Source organism: Leucobacter shiyiweii (genome assembly GCF_052446065.1).
In the GTDB taxonomy this organism is placed as follows: Bacteria; Actinomycetota; Actinomycetes; order Actinomycetales; family Microbacteriaceae; genus Leucobacter.
In genome coordinates, this window is sequence record NZ_CM127080.1 from 1611483 (window position 1) to 1626975 (window position 15493).

The following is a 15493-nucleotide window of genomic DNA, read 5'->3' on the forward strand; positions in this document are numbered from 1 at the left end:
TGTTCAGCCTACCCTGACCTCTGGGTAGTGCGTTGCATCCTGGACCCGGCAGACCCCACCCGAAAATCAGTGATCAAGATGAGCTCTCGCGTGACACTATCGGAGCGCACCTCGAGGCCATTTGCCGCGGCCCATGAGATGAACTCTTGCGCGCTTTCCAATTCGGGCCGCGTGTTTGCGAGCCTTCTCACGAGGTCACCTTTCGCTGCCTTGTTGAAGTGGTTGAGCGCCTGCACTTCGCCGCCTTCCGAACGCTGAGCTATGAGCAGGCGACTGCCCAGACCCTCAGGCAGCGGAGCGAGGGCGGCGTAATCCTTCGATCGGAGGTCAAGGATCCAGCCCAACCCGTGCCAATCGATCAATCGGTGCGCATCTCGCCACAGGGCCTGGAAGTTCTCGCCGTCGACTTTCAGCCGTGAGCTCGCCGAAAGCCTGTATGCAGGAATCGGGTCATCGGCACCGATGAGCCCGAACAATGACGATTGCACCGACACGTGTGCGGCGATCCACTTGCGCGCACTACCGTCAAGCTCTGCGACCCCCAGCGCGTCGTAAAGCACCCCGGTGTAGCGCTCGACCGAGGCCATCGCAGCTGCGGTCTCAAGTTGCCGGTTGTACGCAAGATCTGCACGCGACTTTGCACCCAGCTTGAGCGCCTTGGACGCGGCGGCTTCGTCACGACTGAGATCGCGAAGCGCCTCTTTCACGCGAGCGCGCACTGAGCCGAGCGCAGAAGCATGCGCAAGAGCTGCGTCGCCGGAACGATCGGCGCCGCCGGCTCGCTTCGTTTCGGATGGCGGCAGAAGCACCTGCATAAGTCTCCCCTGGCATACGAAGAGGCCGGTCGCAACTCAATGAGCTGCGACCGGCCTCTTGTGATAATTCGGAACGCTAAGCGTGCGTGACGATCGAGGCCTGGCTCGCCACGATCGTGATCACGTCGTGGTCAACCGAGAGGAAGCCGCCCTCAGCGTCGACCCTGACCTTCTCGCCGCCACTCGTGGTGACACGAACTTCACCCTGAGCGAGCATCGCGAGCAGGGGCTCGTGCCCGCCAAGGATGCCGATCTCGCCCTCAACCGTCTTCGCGATGACCTGAGAGGCAATGCCTGACCAAATCTCACGGTCGGCAGAGACGACGCTGACATGTAGCTCGGCCATGGTTTAGCCGTTCTCCTTCTGAATTTGCGCCCACTTCTCTTCGACGTCGCTGATTCCACCGACGTTGAAGAAGGCCTGCTCGGCCACGTGGTCGAACTCGCCCTTGGCGATCGCGTCGAATGACTCGATGGTCTCCTTGAGTGGAACCGTAGAACCCTCAACACCGGTGAACTTCTTCGCCATGTAGGTGTTCTGCGAGAGGAACTGCTCGATGCGACGAGCGCGTGCCACGGTAATCTTGTCTTCCTCAGAGAGCTCATCGACACCAAGGATGGCGATGATTTCCTGCAGTTCCTTGTTCTTCTGCAGAATCTGCTTGACGGTCGTCGCGACGCGGTAGTGGTCGTCACCCAAGTAACGGGGATCGAGAATACGCGACGTTGAGGTCAGCGGATCCACGGCCGGATAGAGACCCTTCGAAGCGATCGCGCGTGAGAGCTCGGTAGTTGCGTCGAGGTGGGCGAAGGTGGTCGCCGGTGCCGGGTCGGTGTAGTCGTCAGCGGGCACGTAGATGGCCTGTAGCGAGGTGATCGAGTGACCACGTGTCGAGGTGATGCGCTCCTGAAGCACACCCATCTCGTCGGCGAGGTTGGGCTGGTAGCCCACGGCTGAAGGCATACGTCCGAGCAAGGTCGAGACCTCGGAACCTGCCTGGGTGAAGCGGAAGATGTTGTCGATGAAGAGCAACACGTCCTGCTTCTGCACATCGCGGAAGTACTCCGCCATGGTCAGCGCCGACAGTGCAACGCGCAGACGCGTTCCCGGCGGCTCATCCATCTGGCCGAAGACCAGGGCGGTCTTGTCGAAGACGCCAGCCTCTTCCATTTCGTGGATCAGGTCGTTGCCTTCACGGGTGCGCTCGCCCACGCCGGCGAATACGGACACGCCACCGTGGTCCTGCGCCACACGCTGGATCATTTCCTGGATCAAGACGGTCTTACCAACACCAGCTCCACCGAAGAGACCGATCTTTCCACCCTGCACATAGGGGGTCAGGAGATCGATAACCTTGATACCGGTTTCGAACAGCTGGGTCTTCGACTCGAGCTGATCGAAGGCTGGCGGGGTGCGGTGGATGCCCCAACGCTCGGTGACCTCGAGGGTCTCCCCCTCGCCCAGGTTCAGCACGTCGCCGGTTACGTTGAAGACCTTGCCCTTAGTGACGTCGCCCACCGGCACGGTGATGGACTCGCCGGTGTCGTGAACTTCCTGACCGCGAACGAGGCCGTCAGTAGGCTTCAGCGCGATGGCACGAACAACGTTGTCGCCCAGGTGCTGAGCGACCTCAAGCACGAGCTTCAGCGGCTCTTGGCCATCGCCGAAATCAATCGTGGTCTGCAAGGCGTTGTACACCGCGGGAATCGCATCATGCGGGAACTCGATGTCAACGACGGGGCCGGTAACGCGAGCGATGCGCCCGGCGACCTTGGTGGTGGCCTGATCGGTCATGGTTTCTCTCTCTTCGTGGCGTGGCTAGTCAGACAGCGCGTCTGCGCCGCCAACAATCTCGGAAATCTGCTGGGTGATCTCCGCCTGGCGCGCGTTGTTTGCAAGGCGGGTGTAATCGCGGATCAAGGTGTCAGCGTTATCGCTTGCCGACTTCATCGCCTTCTGAGTCGCGGCATGCTTTGCAGCTGCAGACTCGAGCAGGGCGTTGAAGACGCGTGACTCGATGTACGCGGGAAGTAGGCGATCGAGCACGGTTTCGGCATCGGGTTCGAACTCGTAGAGTGCCGACGGACCGGTTTCGGCCTGCGCGACGCCCTCGACAACCTGCAGGGGTAGCAGGCGATGAACCTGAGGCACCTGGCTGACCATGCTGATCAGTCGGTTGAATACGAGGTGGATCTCATCAACTCCGCCCTCGGCTGCGTCCGTATTGAACGCCTCGAGCAACGAGTCGGTGATTTCCTTCGCGGTCTCGAAGACGGGGTTCTCGGTGCCGCCACTCCAGATTCGTTCGGAGGCGCGGTTGCGGAACTTGAAGTACCCTTGCGCCTTCCGCCCGATGAGGTAGTACGTCACGGACTTCCCCTCGGAACGCAGCAATTCGCTGAGCTCTTCGGCCTCGCGCAGTACCTGCGAGTTGAACGCGCCTGCCAAACCGCGATCCGAGGTGAAGATCACGACCGCGGCGCGGGTGATCGTCTCGGGCTCAGTCAGCAACGGGTGATCGAAGTTCGAGTGCGTGGCGACTGCCGAGACAGCGCGGGTGATCGCGGTGGCGTAGGGCGAGGTCGCCTCGACCCGCGCTTTCGCTTTTTGAATGCGAGAGGCCGCGATCAGCTCCATCGCACGGGTGATCTTCTTGGTCGTCTGGGCAGAACGAATTTTCTGCCGGTAGACCCGAAGTTGCGCTCCCATGTCTCTCCTGTGTCTGGTAGGTCTGGCGTGATCAGTTCCCGAGTGGATCGTTGGGGGCCGCGAGGCGACCCCCAACTGCATCCGCTACTTCTTGGTAACGACCAGCTGCTCCTGCTTGATCTCTTCTTCCGGCAGCTCCTCGAACTGCTCATGAAGAGCCTGGCCCGTGGAGGTGCGGAACTCCAGCTTGAACGCGGTGATCTTCGCCTCAATCTCAGCGAGAACCGCGTCGTCAAGCACGTTGGTGTCTCGGAGCGTATTCAGTGCATCGGAGTTGCGGCCGAGGTAATCAAGGAATTCGCGCTCGAAGCGGAGAATATCAACGACAGGAACGTCGTCGAGGTGGCCCTTCGTGCCTGCCCAGATCGATACCGTCTGCTGCTCAACCGGGTACGGCGAGTACTGAGGCTGCTTGAGCAGCTCGGTCAGACGAGCGCCACGGTCCAATTGACGGCGGCTCGCGGCGTCAAGGTCGGAGGCGAACATTGCGAATGCCTCGAGCGAACGATACTGAGCCAACTCGAGCTTCAACGTGCCTGAGACCTTCTTGATCGACTTCACCTGAGCGTCGCCGCCCACTCGCGAAACCGAGATACCCACGTCGACCGCGGGACGCTGGTTTGCGTTGAAGAGGTCTGACTGCAGGAAGATCTGTCCGTCGGTGATGGAGATCACGTTCGTCGGAATGTAGGCGGATACGTCATTGGCCTTGGTCTCGATGATCGGCAAGCCGGTCATCGAGCCAGCACCGAGCTCGTCGGAGAGCTTTGCGCAACGCTCCAGCAGACGGGAGTGCAGGTAGAAGACATCGCCGGGGTACGCTTCGCGCCCTGGCGGACGACGCAGAAGCAGTGACACTGCACGATAGGCCTCGGCCTGCTTCGAAAGATCATCAAAGATAATGAGCACGTGCTTGCCGCCGTACATCCAGTGCTGGCCAATAGCCGAACCGGTGTAGGGAGCAAGGTACTTGAAGCCAGCCGGATCAGAGGCGGGGGAAGCGACGATGGTCGTGTACTCCATCGCGCCGGCCTCTTCAAGTGCACCCTTCACGGAAGCAATCGTCGAACCCTTCTGTCCGATGGCCACGTAGATGCAACGCACCTGCTTGTTGACATCGCCAGATTCCCAGTTGGCCTTCTGGTTAATGATCGTGTCGATGGCGATTGCCGTCTTCCCAGTCTGGCGATCACCGATGATCAGCTGACGCTGACCGCGGCCGACGGGAATCATTGCATCGATGGCTTTGATGCCGGTCTGCAGCGGTTCGTGAACCGACTTACGCTGCATGACGCCTGGCGCCTGGAGCTCGAGTGCGCGACGACCTTCGATACCGGTAATCTCACCCAGACCGTCGATCGGCTTTCCGAGCGGATCAACAACGCGGCCGAGGTATCCCTCACCCACGGGTACCGAGAGAACCTCGCCTGTGCGAGTGACCTGCTGGCCCTCTGCGATGTCGGTGAACTCACCGAGCACGACGACACCGATCTGGTGCTCTTCGAGGTTCTGGGCGAGCCCGAGGGTTCCATCCGCGAAGCGCACCAATTCGTTTGCCATGACGCCGGGGAGACCCGAGACGTGAGCAATACCGTCGGCTGCGTCGATAACGCTTCCCACCTCGGTCGTCGCTGCACCCGACGGCTCGTACGACGAGGCGAAGTCCTTCAGGGCATCGCGAATCTCGTCTGGGCTGATTGTGAGTTCTGCCATTTCGTTTCCTCTGTCTGTACCGAAGCCTGGGCCCCGGAGTGAAAAGTTGTGCTCTAGCCTGCGAGCTTGAGTCGGAGGTCGTCGAGACGTGAACGGACGCTTCCGTCAATTACGTCATTGCCGATCTGGATGCGGATTCCTCCGACCAGCGAGGGGTCGAGAACCGTCGTCACGCGAACCGGCCGGCCGGCGTTCTGAGTGAGCAGAGCCGAGAGCCGCTGCTGGTGAGCATCGCTCAGCGGTGCCGCAACGGTTACCGTGGCGAGCTCGCTTCCGCCCTGGTCTGCTGCCACCCCTGCGCTTGCGCGCAAGGCCGCGCTGAGCTTGCGCCCGCGCGCATTGGCCACGAGGTGGCGCACAACACCGAGTGCTGAGTTGGAGAGCTTGCCAGCGAACAGGCGATCGACCAACGCGATCTTCACCGCCGGATCTCCCAACTTGCTGCCGAGGCTAAGCTCCAGCTCGTGGCTCGAGTCGATCACCCCTGCAGCTGAAAGCAGCTCATCCGCGAGCGCGGCGTTGGAGTTTGCGATCGCACGAAGTCCCAGTTCCTCAATCCCCGCGACAAACTCGGCCGGCGTGGACCAGGTCTGTGACACCGCGGAGGAGAGAACCGAACGGGCAGCGGGAGACGCAGCCGAAAACAGGCGCTCGATGAGCCCTGTCTTCTCTGCCGCAGGAGCCGACGCATCTGCGAGCGCCGCAAGCAGCGCGCGAGCTGAATCGATCTGCGCAGATGCCGACAGCAGATCTCCGCCAGCCTCGGCGCCGAGCAGTTCGGTTCCGAGCGTCGACTTGACGCGGGCCAATGCTTCGCGTGACGCGCTTCCCACTAGTTCGCTGCCTTCTCAGATGCCTCGAGTTCGGCGAGGAAGCGATCGACCAATGCCGAAGCCTTCTGATCGTTCGACAGCTGCTCGCCGACGACGCCAGATGCGAGGTCAATGGCCAACGTCCCCACCTCGCGACGGAGTGACACGACGGCACTCTGGCGCTCAGCTTCGATTTGTGACTGCGCGGCGTGGGTCACGCGAGCGGCCTCAGCCACTGCGTCTTCCTTCGCCTTCGCCACAATCTTGGTGGCGTCTGCGCGAGCCGCATCGCGAATATCGCCAGCTTCCTGACGAGCACCCGCGAGCTGGGCGTTGTACTCCTGCAGCGCGGCCTCAGCTTTCGCCTGAGCCTCATCTGCCTTCGCGATGTTGCCCTCAATTGCCGCGGCACGCGCGTCGAGCATGGTCTTCATCTTCGGAAGGAAAACCCTCCAGAATGCAAAGAGGATGATCGCGAAGACGACTGCCGACCATACGATGTCGTAGGACGCGGGAATGAGCGGATTTTGCGTCGCGCCTTCCTCGGCAGCGACATACACTGCGTTAATCATCGAGCCTCCCTTTCGAGACTAAGGAAAGGTAAGTGGCTTAGACGAAGATGAACGGCGTAGCAATCGCGATGAACGCGAGTGCCTCGGTAAACGCGATACCGATCCACATCAGCACCTGCAGGCGACCGGCCAGCTCGGGCTGACGAGCGACGCCCTCGATGGTCTTGCCGACAACGATACCCACGCCAATGGCGGGGCCGATGGCAGCGAGGCCGTAACCGACGGTCGCAATGTTGCCCGAGATTTCAGCGAGAACAGACACAGTAGGTGTTTCCTTCCGTATGGTGAGTGCGGCGGTTGCCGAACCCGTATTAGTGCTCTTCAGCCAGCGCGAGCTGGATGTAGACAGCGGTGAGCAAAGTGAAGACGTAGGCCTGAAGTACTGAGACCATGATCTCAAAGAGGGTGAAGGCGAAGCCGAAGGCGAGGGTACCCACGCCAAACAACTTGAAGAATCCATCGCCGGAGAAGAGGAAGAACTGGGTTGCCGCGAACAGCAGCACCAGCAGCAAGTGACCGACCATCATGTTCATCAACAAACGCAATGTCAGCGTTACTGGGCGAATGATGAAGGTCGAGATCAGCTCAATCGGCGTCACGATGATGTAAATCGGCTTCGGAACACCAGCGGGGAAGAGCGAGTTCTTAAAGAACTTCTTCGGGCTCTTCTTTACACCGGCATAAATGAAGGTGACGTAGGAGACAAGCGCCAACACCAGCGGCAAGCCGATGACCGATGAGGCCGCAATGTTGAGGCCCGGAACGATACCAGTGATGTTAAAAGCCAACACGGTAAAGAAGATCGCGGTGAGGATCGGCAAGAAACGGCGACCGTCTATCTTGCCGAGGAGGTCTTCTGCGATATTGACGCGAACAAAATCGAGCGCCATTTCAGTGAGCGACTGGCCACGGGTCGGGATGACTCGCATCTTGCGAGTTCCCAACCAAAACAGCACCAGAAGCAGCACGGTCATGAGAACGCGGATCATCATGATCCGGTTCATCGCAAACGGTGTGCCCTCAAACAGCACGATGTCGGGGAAGAACTCCGAGATCGACGGAGCATGGAACTCCTCCGCCATAAAGTTGAGGGTCGGGGTCACGAGTTGCACAGCGTTAGCGAACAGCGCCATTCTCCTGATTCGGGGTGTGAAGTACATCCACACGACGGCGAACGATGGTCGTGCCCCCAGCACGCACAGGCACACGCAAATAGCGGCCCGGCAGGGAACGTAACGATCCTATCAAGGATTCGTCTCCCCGCGAAACCGAGGGCCTAAAATTTGTACCCCAAAACTATTCCTCAAGGCGTTCTTTTATAGTCCGCGCACGTCGGAAACGTAGGGCATCCGAGTGCGTGTAACGATCAACACGTCGATGATGAGCGAGACGAGCACTCCGGCGATGAGGGAAAAGAAAAGTATTTGGGTATCAAGCCACGTGGCGTCGCGCAGGATGATCACTACTACGATGAACGCCACCAATTTGACCAGCCAAGCGCCCATCACGATTGCAAAAAAGATGACGACGAAGTTCTCGCTACTGATGAACTTCGCATTGGCGAACGCAATACTGCCAATAGTGAGCCCCAGCAGCACAAACGCGAGTGCCGCTCCGAGCACTCCCCCGATTGCCCCCGGGGTGCTTGACACGAGGTATCCCACTGTTCCAAAGCCGGCCATGAGCACCGCGGTTGCGATCGCACCCATGCCTAGCGCCCTCAGCAGCACCGGCTGCGAGGTTGGCAAACGACGTTCTTCGGGAAGCGTTGTCTCGTCACTCACTCGACTGGGGTCCTCTCATTGGCGGCGCGTTTGGGCTCAGACAACCGTAGCAAGCCACGCTGGGTGAGTATCGTCCGGATCCGCGAGACGGGGAAAAGAGTCACGATCACGCAAAGCAGTGTTCCTAGGATTGCCACGAGCACGGGCCAGAGATAGTCCTGCATGGTGAAAATCATCAGACAAGCGACTGAGACGACCACGGTTCCGAGGTAGAAAATGAGGACTGCCTGCACCGGCGAATGGCCCATGTTCAGGAGGCGGTGGTGAAGGTGGAGACGATCCGCAGTGAATGGGCTCTTACCCGCACGCAGTCGTCTGAACACCGCGAGTGCGAAATCAGCGAGCGGAAGGGCGAGCACCGCCACCGGAAGAATAATCGGAATGAAGCTGGCAATCACCAGTTTCTGGTCCAGTTGCCCTGGATTGAGTTGACCGGTCACGGACACCGTTGAGGTGGCCATCAGGAGACCGATGAGCAACGCCCCAGTGTCACCCATGAACATTTTCGCGCGGTGCCAATTAAAGGGCAGGAAGCCCGCAGCGATTCCGACGATTATTGCAGCGATCAGCGCGGCGAGTGAGATCGAGGGGTCGACCCCGGTCTCCGCGATGAGAAGCTGCGTGTAAATGAAGAACACGGAGTTCGCGATGATGGCAACCCCGGCAACGAGACCATCAAGTCCATCGACGAAATTCACCGCATTCATGACGAGCGTCATGAGGAATACGGTGAGGACAAAGTTCACCGAGGGAGACCCCACGATGAGCGTGTCGCCGAATGGCAGGGAGACGATTTGTGCGCCCTGCCAAGCCAGCAAACCCGCCGCGGCAAGCTGGGCCGCGAGCTTCACCATCCAGTCGAGATCAAGGAGGTCATCGAGCACGCCCACGACCGCGATAATCGTGCAGGCCCCGAGGAGCGCCCAAAGCTGCGTCGTCTCGGCAAACACCTCGTCAAAGTTGACGAGGAACGCCGCAACCAGGGCCGCAGCAAGAATTCCCAAGTACATCGCCACGCCCCCCAACCTCGGCGTCGGCGTGCTGTGCACATCGCGCTCGCGCACTTTGGGGGCGAGACCGAATCGACGGCTGAAGCGCAACACCCCTACCGAGGCGACGGCGGTAACCACTGCTGCAACCGCAGCAACCACCAGGAAAGGCAGCATGTCAGCCTTCGATCGTCACCTGCGGCAGCAACTCCGCGATCGACTCCCGCGAGACACCGCCGGGGCGCAGGATACGCAGGGTGCCACCGTCGTTTGTCAGAGCCGTCGCGTCGATAATCGTCGATGCTGTACCGTCTCCCATCACGGGCCCGGCATCGAGATAGACCGCAACCGAGTCTCCGAGCATGTCTTGCGCCTCGGAGATGGTGCGCGCGGCCGGTTCGCCGGTGGAGTTCGCTGATGAGACCGCGAGCGGTCCCGTCTCCTGTAGCAGTTCGAGCGTGAGCGGCAGATCGGGAATGCGCAGAGCGACGGTTCCGCCGGTCTCCCCCAAGTCCCAGTTCAGGGAGGGTTGGGCTGCCAACACGATGGTCAACGGACCCGGCCAAAAGGCAGTGGCGAGAGCCCGCACGGGATCCACAATTTCTGCAGATAGTGCTTCAAGCGTCGCCATGTTGGGAATGAGCACCGGCGGAGGAGACTGCCGACCGCGACCCTTGGCATCGAGAAGACGTTGCACGGCATCGGGGGTGAATGCATCGGCGGCAACCCCATAGACCGTGTCGGTGGGAAGCACAACGAGTTGCCCTCTCCCGAGCGCTTGCCGGGCACTGCGCGCGGCTGCCAGAAGCTGTGCGCTATCGGAACAATCAAAGACCTCGGCCATAACCGACAATCTTACTCTTCCCCGAGTCCATTAGCTTGGGACTCAGCGGATCGCGGTGGTCGCACGGTCGCGAAGCGTCAGGTCTCTGTGCGTTGCTGTGTGTCGCCACCCATCACGCTCAAGCAGCGCGCGGATCGCTGCGCCCTGTGACTCCGCATGTTCGAGCACCAGGGAGCCGCCCGGAACCATCAGCTTTCGAGCGACGCGGCTGATCGTGCGGACGATGTCGAGGCCGTCGGCTCCCCCGTAGAGGGCAAGCGCCGGGTCGTGTTCGCGCACTTCGGCATCGCGTGGCACCATCGAATCGGGCACATACGGCGGGTTCGAGATGAGGACCTGCACGCGCCCCTCGAGGTGCGCGAGAAGATGGGTATCGGCGACATCTCCGAGGAGCAGTTCGACGCGCCCGTCTCCGAAAAGCTTCACATTACGCTCAGCCCAGGCGTGCGCTTCGCGGCTCTTCTCCACGGCCCAGACGGTTGCGGTGGGCACCTCGGTGGCGAGAGCAAGAGCGATCGCACCACTTCCCGTGCAGAGATCGACCGCGATCGGTTGCGGATCTGGCACTGCCTGCAGGGCGTCGATTGCAAATTGCGCCACAATCTCCGTCTCGGGCCTCGGCACGAAGACCCCGGGCCCGACATGCAGTTCGAGGCTCCGAAACGGGGCCCGGCCTGTGAGGTGCTGCAGCGGCACTCGTCTTGCGCGTTCGGAAGCCAAACCGAGGATCGTCTCGTGATCCACCGGGGTTACCTCAGCGCCAAGCAAGGCGAGCGCCTGCACTCGGCCCCGAGATTCGCCCAGTACGTGAGCCACGATGAGCTCCGCGTCTCCTCCCGGGTGCTCGATGCCCGAGGCCTCGAGCACCTCTCTCATATCGCGCAGCAGCTCCCCGACTGTGATCATTCCACCACTGTGGCATATCGGCGCAACCTCGCGTCACATTCATAAGGCCTGGGAAATGGTCAGATAACGAACGAGTATAGTTTCTTGTGGACTTGCACGACCCAAGGATTTGCGAGGAAGAGACTCATGGCACGCACGTACAACAACATCACCGAAGCCCTCGGCAACACTCCGCTCGTTCGCTTGAACCGAGTCACTGAGGGAGCTGGTGCGGAGGTCTACGCCAAGCTGGAGTTTTACAACCCTGCGGGAAGCGTGAAGGATCGCATCGGGGTGGCGATCATCGACGCAGCGGAGAAATCAGGAGCGCTCAAGCCCGGCGGCACGATCGTTGAAGGAACGAGCGGCAACACGGGTATTGCCCTCGCCCTGGTCGGCGCGGCGCGTGGCTATCGCGTGGTACTCACAATGCCCGAGACCATGAGCATCGAGCGACGGAAGATGCTGCGTGCCTACGGTGCCGAGCTCGTCCTGACCGAGGGTCCACTCGGTATGCGAGGCGCCGTTGAAAAGGCAAAGGAAATCGTCGCTGCCACTCCGGGCGCCATTCTCGCAAATCAGTTCGGCAACGCTGCAAACCCTGCAATTCATCGCAGTACCACTGGACCGGAAATCTGGAATGACACCGACGGCCAGGTCGACATTTTCGTCGCTGGCATTGGTACCGGAGGCACGATCACCGGCGCGGGCGGCTACCTCAAAGAGCGAAACCCCAACGTGAAGGTTGTTGCGGTTGAACCCCTCGACTCTCCGCTGCTTTCGGAAGGCACCGCAGGACCGCACAAGATCTACGGCCTCGGAGCAAATTTCGTTCCCGACATTCTTGATCGAGAGGTCTACGACGAGGTGCTCAAAGTTTCACTTCCGGACTCGATCGCGCAAGCGCGCGACCTCGGCACGGACGAAGGCGTACTCACAGGCATCTCCGGTGGAGCCGCGGTGTGGGCCGCCATTGAGGTGGCAAAGCGCCCCGAAAACGCTGGGAAGAAGATCGTGGTGATCGTGCCGGACTTCGGCGAGCGTTATTTCTCTACGGTACTTTTTGAGGATCTCGCCGAGTAGCACCCCTGGGCTCTTGACCGTGTCTGCGGGTATGCATCGATCGTGGGTGCGTGCCCGCAGCCGTGTTTGAGAACACACATACGACGAAAGCGATTGACAAGTGAGTCTATTTTCCCGAATGCGTGAAGACGTTCAGACTGCAAAGCGTCACGACCCCGCTGCACGCAGCGCCGCAGAGGTGTTCTTCGTGTATTCGGGGCTGCACGCGGTGTGGTGGCACCGCCTCTCCCACGCACTGTGGCGGCGGGGGCTCCGCTTCGTTCCTCGGGCAATCTCACAACTCACCCGCTTCTCCACCGGCATCGAGATCCACCCCGGCGCTAGCATCGGGCGCCGCCTGTTCATCGACCACGGGATGGGCATCGTCATCGGCGAAACCGCAGTGATCGGGAACGACGTGCTGATCTATCACGGGGTGACCCTCGGCGGCACCGGGCACCACGGTGGAAAACGGCACCCCACCTTAGGCGACCGCGTGGTTGTCGGCGCGGGGGCGAAGCTGCTCGGGAACATCGTCCTGGGTGACAACTGCGCCGTCGGCGCGAACGCCGTGGTAGTGAATTCGGCTCCCGCGTGGAGCACCCTGACCGGTATTCCCGCGGTCGCCCGCCCCCGCCGCGGCGCACCGCACGCCGAGCGACCCGACATGGCCGACTTCTACGTAATCTAAACAGACACGCTTCCCGGAGCCACCGTCCCTATCGCAGGCGTCGCCCGTGCTCCCGCATCCAGCGCACGGTTCGCCGCTCTTCGACCAGCATCATCGTGATACCAAGCAGCAGGAACGGTATTTGCACAGCAAACGCCCACCGGAAGGCGTCGAGCGTGTAGGAAGCGGGTGATCCGGCTCCCAAGAGGTCAAGTGCGAACCCGATGAGGAAAATCACCAGCAACGAGGAGGTGAATCCCGCCGTGTTTACGAGGCCTGTCGAGAAGCCGCCGAAGCTTCGCGGGGTATGCGAGCGGGCGACCTCGAAGGCTATCATCGAGGCCGGGCCGCCGACGGCGATGACAAACATGAGGCCCGCCATCAGCCACACGGGGGGCGTGCCTGGCCACAGCAAGGTTATGAGCCAGGCGACCGTAATCATGACCGCAATACCGATGACCATCCGTACCCGTCGCTCGATGAATCGAGAGCTGAGTGGCCCGAGCATGACTCCGCCCATCATCGAAGAAACTATCATCAGGCTGAGAAGTCCCGAAGCCGCCGGCGCCGAGAGGCCCACCCCGCCGATAAGAAACGGGGTGCCCCACAGCAAAATGAATACATTTGCCGAAAACGGCACTGTGAAGTGCAGCCAGTAGGCGAGCCTGACACCAGGAATACTGAGGAGTCGGCGGCTCTTTTCGACGAACCCAATCCCTGGCACCCGTCGCGCTCTCCCCGCCACGACAGTGGCCATCATCGCCGTCGCGGGCGGGGCCAGTGCGGTGAGTTCTGTCGCGTTTTCGGCGTCTCCGAGAGATCGTGCGTGCCTGCTGGTTCGTCCGAGTCTGCCGGTCATCCGCTCAAGGACAGTGCCTGCTTGCGGGAAGTCACGGAGCACAAGTGTGCCCAGCAAGAGCACGAGGAATCCGACGGCGGCGATGCCAAGAAACCCGGGCATCCATCCGAACTTGCCAACCACGAGCGCGAGGGGCGTGACCGAAACAAGCTGGCCGGTCTGGCCGATAAGGCCGGTTGCCTGTCCAACGATCGGGAGTTGGCGCAGCGCAAACCAAGCAGGCAGCATGCGCATGACGCTGATGAAGGTGCACGCGTCTCCGGCCCCCACCAGCACACGTGCGAGGATCGCGAGAGAAACGTCGAAGACCGTCGCCATGAGGAGTTGCCCCACCAGCATGAGGACACCACCCGTGAGGATCATGACAGTCGATCCGAACCGGTCGAGAAGTACACCGACCGGGATCTGGAGCCCCGCGTAGACCACCAGCTGCAGGGTGGCAAACGTCGCAAGCGTCGTCGCATCAATACCGAAGTGCTCCTGTGCCGCGGGTCCAAGCGCAGAAAGCGACGATCTATTGATCACTGCAACCGCATACGCCAGAGCTGCGACCCCCCACACCACCCATGGGAGGAGTGTTCGTGAGGGACGCATAGTTGCAATGCTATCGCCCGGATACGGTCGGCCTTGGTGTCACGCAGTGTGCCCCGCTAACCTCGGGGCACACGCGACTACGAACTCAGATCGGCGAGACGAGCTTCCTCATCCGCACGAATGCAGGACTCAATAACGGGCTCCAACGCCCCGTTCATAACATGGTCGAGGTTGTATGCCTTGTACCCGGTGCGGTGGTCGGCAATGCGGTTCTCAGGGAAGTTGTAGGTGCGGATCCGCTCCGAGCGATCCATCGTTCGGATCTGACTTGACCGGTGGGCACTCGCCTCCGCGTCCACCTCTTCCTGTCGCTTCGCAAGGATGCGCGCACGCAACACCCGCATCCCGGCCTCGCGGTTTTGCAGCTGCGATTTCTCATTCTGCATCGCTACCACGATGCCCGTCGGCAAGTGGGTAATGCGCACGGCTGAGTCGGTCGTGTTGACCGACTGCCCGCCCGGACCACTCGAACGGTACACATCGATTTTCAGGTCATTCTGGTTGATCTCGACCTCGTCCGGCGCATCGACCTCGGGATACACCAGAACACCGGTGGTGGAAGTGTGAATACGGCCCTGCGATTCCGTGACGGGCACACGCTGCACGCGGTGCACCCCGCCCTCGTACTTCAGGTGCGCCCACACACCCTGCGAGGGATCAGTCGCGTTTGACTTGATAGCGATCTGCACGTTCTTGTACCCGCCCAGATCACTCTCGTCCTTCTCAAGGATCTCGGTCTTCCAGCCCTTGCTCTCCGCGTAGTACATGTACATGCGCAAGAGATCAGCGCCGAACAGCGCCGATTCGGCACCGCCCTCTCCACCTTTGATCTCGAGGATCACGTCACGCGCGTCGTCAGGATCCCGAGGAATCAACAGCCTTCGCACCCTCTCCTGTGCCTCAGCCAAAGCTTCCTCAAGTGCTGGGACCTCCTCGGCAAAGGCTTCGTCCTCCTTGGCAAGCTCTCGTGCGGCAGCAAGGTCATCGGAAGTATGCAACCAAGACTCGTGCGCAGCCTTGATCTTGCTGAGCTCCGCGTAGCGTCGATTCACCTTCTTCGCGCGCGCAGGATCAGCGTGCAGGGCCGGGTCGGCCAACTCCTCCTGGAGTTGCATCAACTCGCCGAAGAGTGTCTCCACCTGTTCGAACATCTTTCCTCCGCTGCTTGAAACGTGTGGCGTTCA

17 protein-coding genes are annotated in these 15493 nt (G+C 61.0%); 2 read left to right on the forward strand and 15 right to left on the reverse strand.

Annotated elements, in window-relative coordinates; genetic code table 11:
• Positions 1–8 precede the first annotated feature (8 nt).
• From ACTNFJ_RS07470 to prmC, 13 genes are all read right to left on the reverse strand, one after another.
• Positions 9–815 (reverse strand): YaaA family protein, encoded by an 807-nt coding sequence (locus ACTNFJ_RS07470; RefSeq protein WP_435905773.1) that lies wholly within the window; start codon positions 813–815, stop codon positions 9–11.
• A 76-nt stretch (positions 816–891) separates the two neighbouring features.
• Complete coding sequence (locus ACTNFJ_RS07475) at positions 892–1161, reverse strand: F0F1 ATP synthase subunit epsilon (protein WP_435905774.1); 270 nt, start codon at positions 1159–1161, stop codon at positions 892–894.
• 3 nt (positions 1162–1164) lie between these two features.
• The gene (gene atpD / locus ACTNFJ_RS07480) at positions 1165–2610 is read right to left on the reverse strand and encodes a F0F1 ATP synthase subunit beta (RefSeq protein WP_435905775.1); all 1446 of its coding nucleotides are present in this window, start codon (positions 2608–2610) and stop codon (positions 1165–1167) included.
• 24 nt (positions 2611–2634) lie between these two features.
• Positions 2635–3525: a F0F1 ATP synthase subunit gamma gene (locus ACTNFJ_RS07485; protein WP_435905776.1), complete on the reverse strand. Its 891-nt coding sequence runs from the start codon at positions 3523–3525 to the stop codon at positions 2635–2637.
• 84 nt (positions 3526–3609) lie between these two features.
• Positions 3610–5238 (reverse strand): F0F1 ATP synthase subunit alpha, encoded by a 1629-nt coding sequence (gene atpA, locus ACTNFJ_RS07490; protein ID WP_435905777.1) that lies wholly within the window; start codon positions 5236–5238, stop codon positions 3610–3612.
• Positions 5239–5291: 53 nt separating this feature from the next.
• Complete coding sequence (locus ACTNFJ_RS07495) at positions 5292–6071, reverse strand: F0F1 ATP synthase subunit delta (protein ID WP_435905778.1); 780 nt, start codon at positions 6069–6071, stop codon at positions 5292–5294.
• Positions 6071–6622 carry a F0F1 ATP synthase subunit B gene (locus ACTNFJ_RS07500; protein WP_435905779.1) on the reverse strand — a complete coding sequence of 184 codons (552 nt, stop codon included), beginning with the start codon at positions 6620–6622 and terminating at the stop codon, positions 6071–6073. Before ACTNFJ_RS07500 ends, ACTNFJ_RS07495 begins: the two co-directional genes overlap by 1 nt.
• Positions 6623–6659: 37 nt before the next feature.
• Positions 6660–6884: an ATP synthase F0 subunit C gene (gene atpE / locus ACTNFJ_RS07505; RefSeq protein WP_433645977.1), complete on the reverse strand. Its 225-nt coding sequence runs from the start codon at positions 6882–6884 to the stop codon at positions 6660–6662.
• Positions 6885–6933: 49 nt separating this feature from the next.
• Positions 6934–7755 carry a F0F1 ATP synthase subunit A gene (gene atpB, locus ACTNFJ_RS07510; protein ID WP_435905780.1) on the reverse strand — a complete coding sequence of 274 codons (822 nt, stop codon included), beginning with the start codon at positions 7753–7755 and terminating at the stop codon, positions 6934–6936.
• Positions 7756–7938: 183 nt separating this feature from the next.
• Positions 7939–8406, reverse strand: a complete 468-nt coding sequence (locus tag ACTNFJ_RS07515; RefSeq protein WP_435905781.1) for a Cg1360 family ATP-synthase-associated protein — start codon at positions 8404–8406, stop codon at positions 7939–7941.
• Complete coding sequence (locus tag ACTNFJ_RS07520; protein WP_435905782.1) at positions 8403–9572, reverse strand: MraY family glycosyltransferase; 1170 nt, start codon at positions 9570–9572, stop codon at positions 8403–8405. Before ACTNFJ_RS07520 ends, ACTNFJ_RS07515 begins: the two co-directional genes overlap by 4 nt.
• A 1-nt stretch (position 9573) precedes the next feature.
• On the reverse strand, positions 9574–10239 hold the full coding sequence (locus tag ACTNFJ_RS07525) for an L-threonylcarbamoyladenylate synthase (RefSeq protein WP_435905783.1): 666 nt from the start codon (positions 10237–10239) through the stop codon (positions 9574–9576).
• 42 nt (positions 10240–10281) lie between these two features.
• A complete protein-coding gene (prmC, locus tag ACTNFJ_RS07530; RefSeq protein WP_435905784.1) occupies positions 10282–11145 on the reverse strand; it encodes a peptide chain release factor N(5)-glutamine methyltransferase in 864 nt (287 codons plus the stop codon).
• 126 nt (positions 11146–11271) lie between these two features.
• Between prmC and cysK the strand changes: the two genes are divergently transcribed.
• Complete coding sequence (cysK, locus tag ACTNFJ_RS07535) at positions 11272–12207, forward strand: cysteine synthase A (protein WP_435905785.1); 936 nt, start codon at positions 11272–11274, stop codon at positions 12205–12207.
• Positions 12208–12307: 100 nt separating this feature from the next.
• Complete coding sequence (gene cysE, locus ACTNFJ_RS07540) at positions 12308–12877, forward strand: serine O-acetyltransferase (RefSeq protein ID WP_435905786.1); 570 nt, start codon at positions 12308–12310, stop codon at positions 12875–12877.
• 28 nt (positions 12878–12905) lie between these two features.
• Here the strand turns inward: cysE and ACTNFJ_RS07545 are convergent, their stop codons facing one another.
• Both ACTNFJ_RS07545 and prfA read right to left on the reverse strand, forming a co-directional pair.
• Positions 12906–14309, reverse strand: a complete 1404-nt coding sequence (locus ACTNFJ_RS07545) for an MFS transporter (RefSeq protein WP_435905787.1) — start codon at positions 14307–14309, stop codon at positions 12906–12908.
• Between the two features lie 77 nt (positions 14310–14386).
• On the reverse strand, positions 14387–15460 hold the full coding sequence (prfA, locus tag ACTNFJ_RS07550; protein ID WP_435905788.1) for a peptide chain release factor 1: 1074 nt from the start codon (positions 15458–15460) through the stop codon (positions 14387–14389).
• Positions 15461–15493: the final 33 nt, after the last annotated feature.

What these genes read in the sequence shown, in the direction of transcription:
- ACTNFJ_RS07470 (WP_435905773.1), bottom strand. Translation starts at nt 815, where the DNA reads ATGCAGGTGCTTCTGCCGCCATCCGAAACGAAGCGAGCCGGCGGCGCC.
- atpD (WP_435905775.1), bottom strand. Translation starts at nt 2,610, where the DNA reads ATGACCGATCAGGCCACCACCAAGGTCGCCGGGCGCATCGCTCGCGTT.
- ACTNFJ_RS07525 (WP_435905783.1), bottom strand. Translation starts at nt 10,239, where the DNA reads ATGGCCGAGGTCTTTGATTGTTCCGATAGCGCACAGCTTCTGGCAGCC.
- prfA (WP_435905788.1), bottom strand. Translation starts at nt 15,460, where the DNA reads ATGTTCGAACAGGTGGAGACACTCTTCGGCGAGTTGATGCAACTCCAG.
- ACTNFJ_RS07545 (WP_435905787.1), bottom strand. Translation starts at nt 14,309, where the DNA reads ATGCGTCCCTCACGAACACTCCTCCCATGGGTGGTGTGGGGGGTCGCA.
- cysK (WP_435905785.1), top strand. Translation starts at nt 11,272, where the DNA reads ATGGCACGCACGTACAACAACATCACCGAAGCCCTCGGCAACACTCCG.
- ACTNFJ_RS07485 (WP_435905776.1), bottom strand. Translation starts at nt 3,525, where the DNA reads ATGGGAGCGCAACTTCGGGTCTACCGGCAGAAAATTCGTTCTGCCCAG.
- ACTNFJ_RS07520 (WP_435905782.1), bottom strand. Translation starts at nt 9,572, where the DNA reads ATGCTGCCTTTCCTGGTGGTTGCTGCGGTTGCAGCAGTGGTTACCGCC.
- atpA (WP_435905777.1), bottom strand. Translation starts at nt 5,238, where the DNA reads ATGGCAGAACTCACAATCAGCCCAGACGAGATTCGCGATGCCCTGAAG.
- ACTNFJ_RS07475 (WP_435905774.1), bottom strand. Translation starts at nt 1,161, where the DNA reads ATGGCCGAGCTACATGTCAGCGTCGTCTCTGCCGACCGTGAGATTTGG.
- atpB (WP_435905780.1), bottom strand. Translation starts at nt 7,755, where the DNA reads ATGGCGCTGTTCGCTAACGCTGTGCAACTCGTGACCCCGACCCTCAAC.
- prmC (WP_435905784.1), bottom strand. Translation starts at nt 11,145, where the DNA reads ATGATCACAGTCGGGGAGCTGCTGCGCGATATGAGAGAGGTGCTCGAG.
- ACTNFJ_RS07500 (WP_435905779.1), bottom strand. Translation starts at nt 6,622, where the DNA reads ATGATTAACGCAGTGTATGTCGCTGCCGAGGAAGGCGCGACGCAAAAT.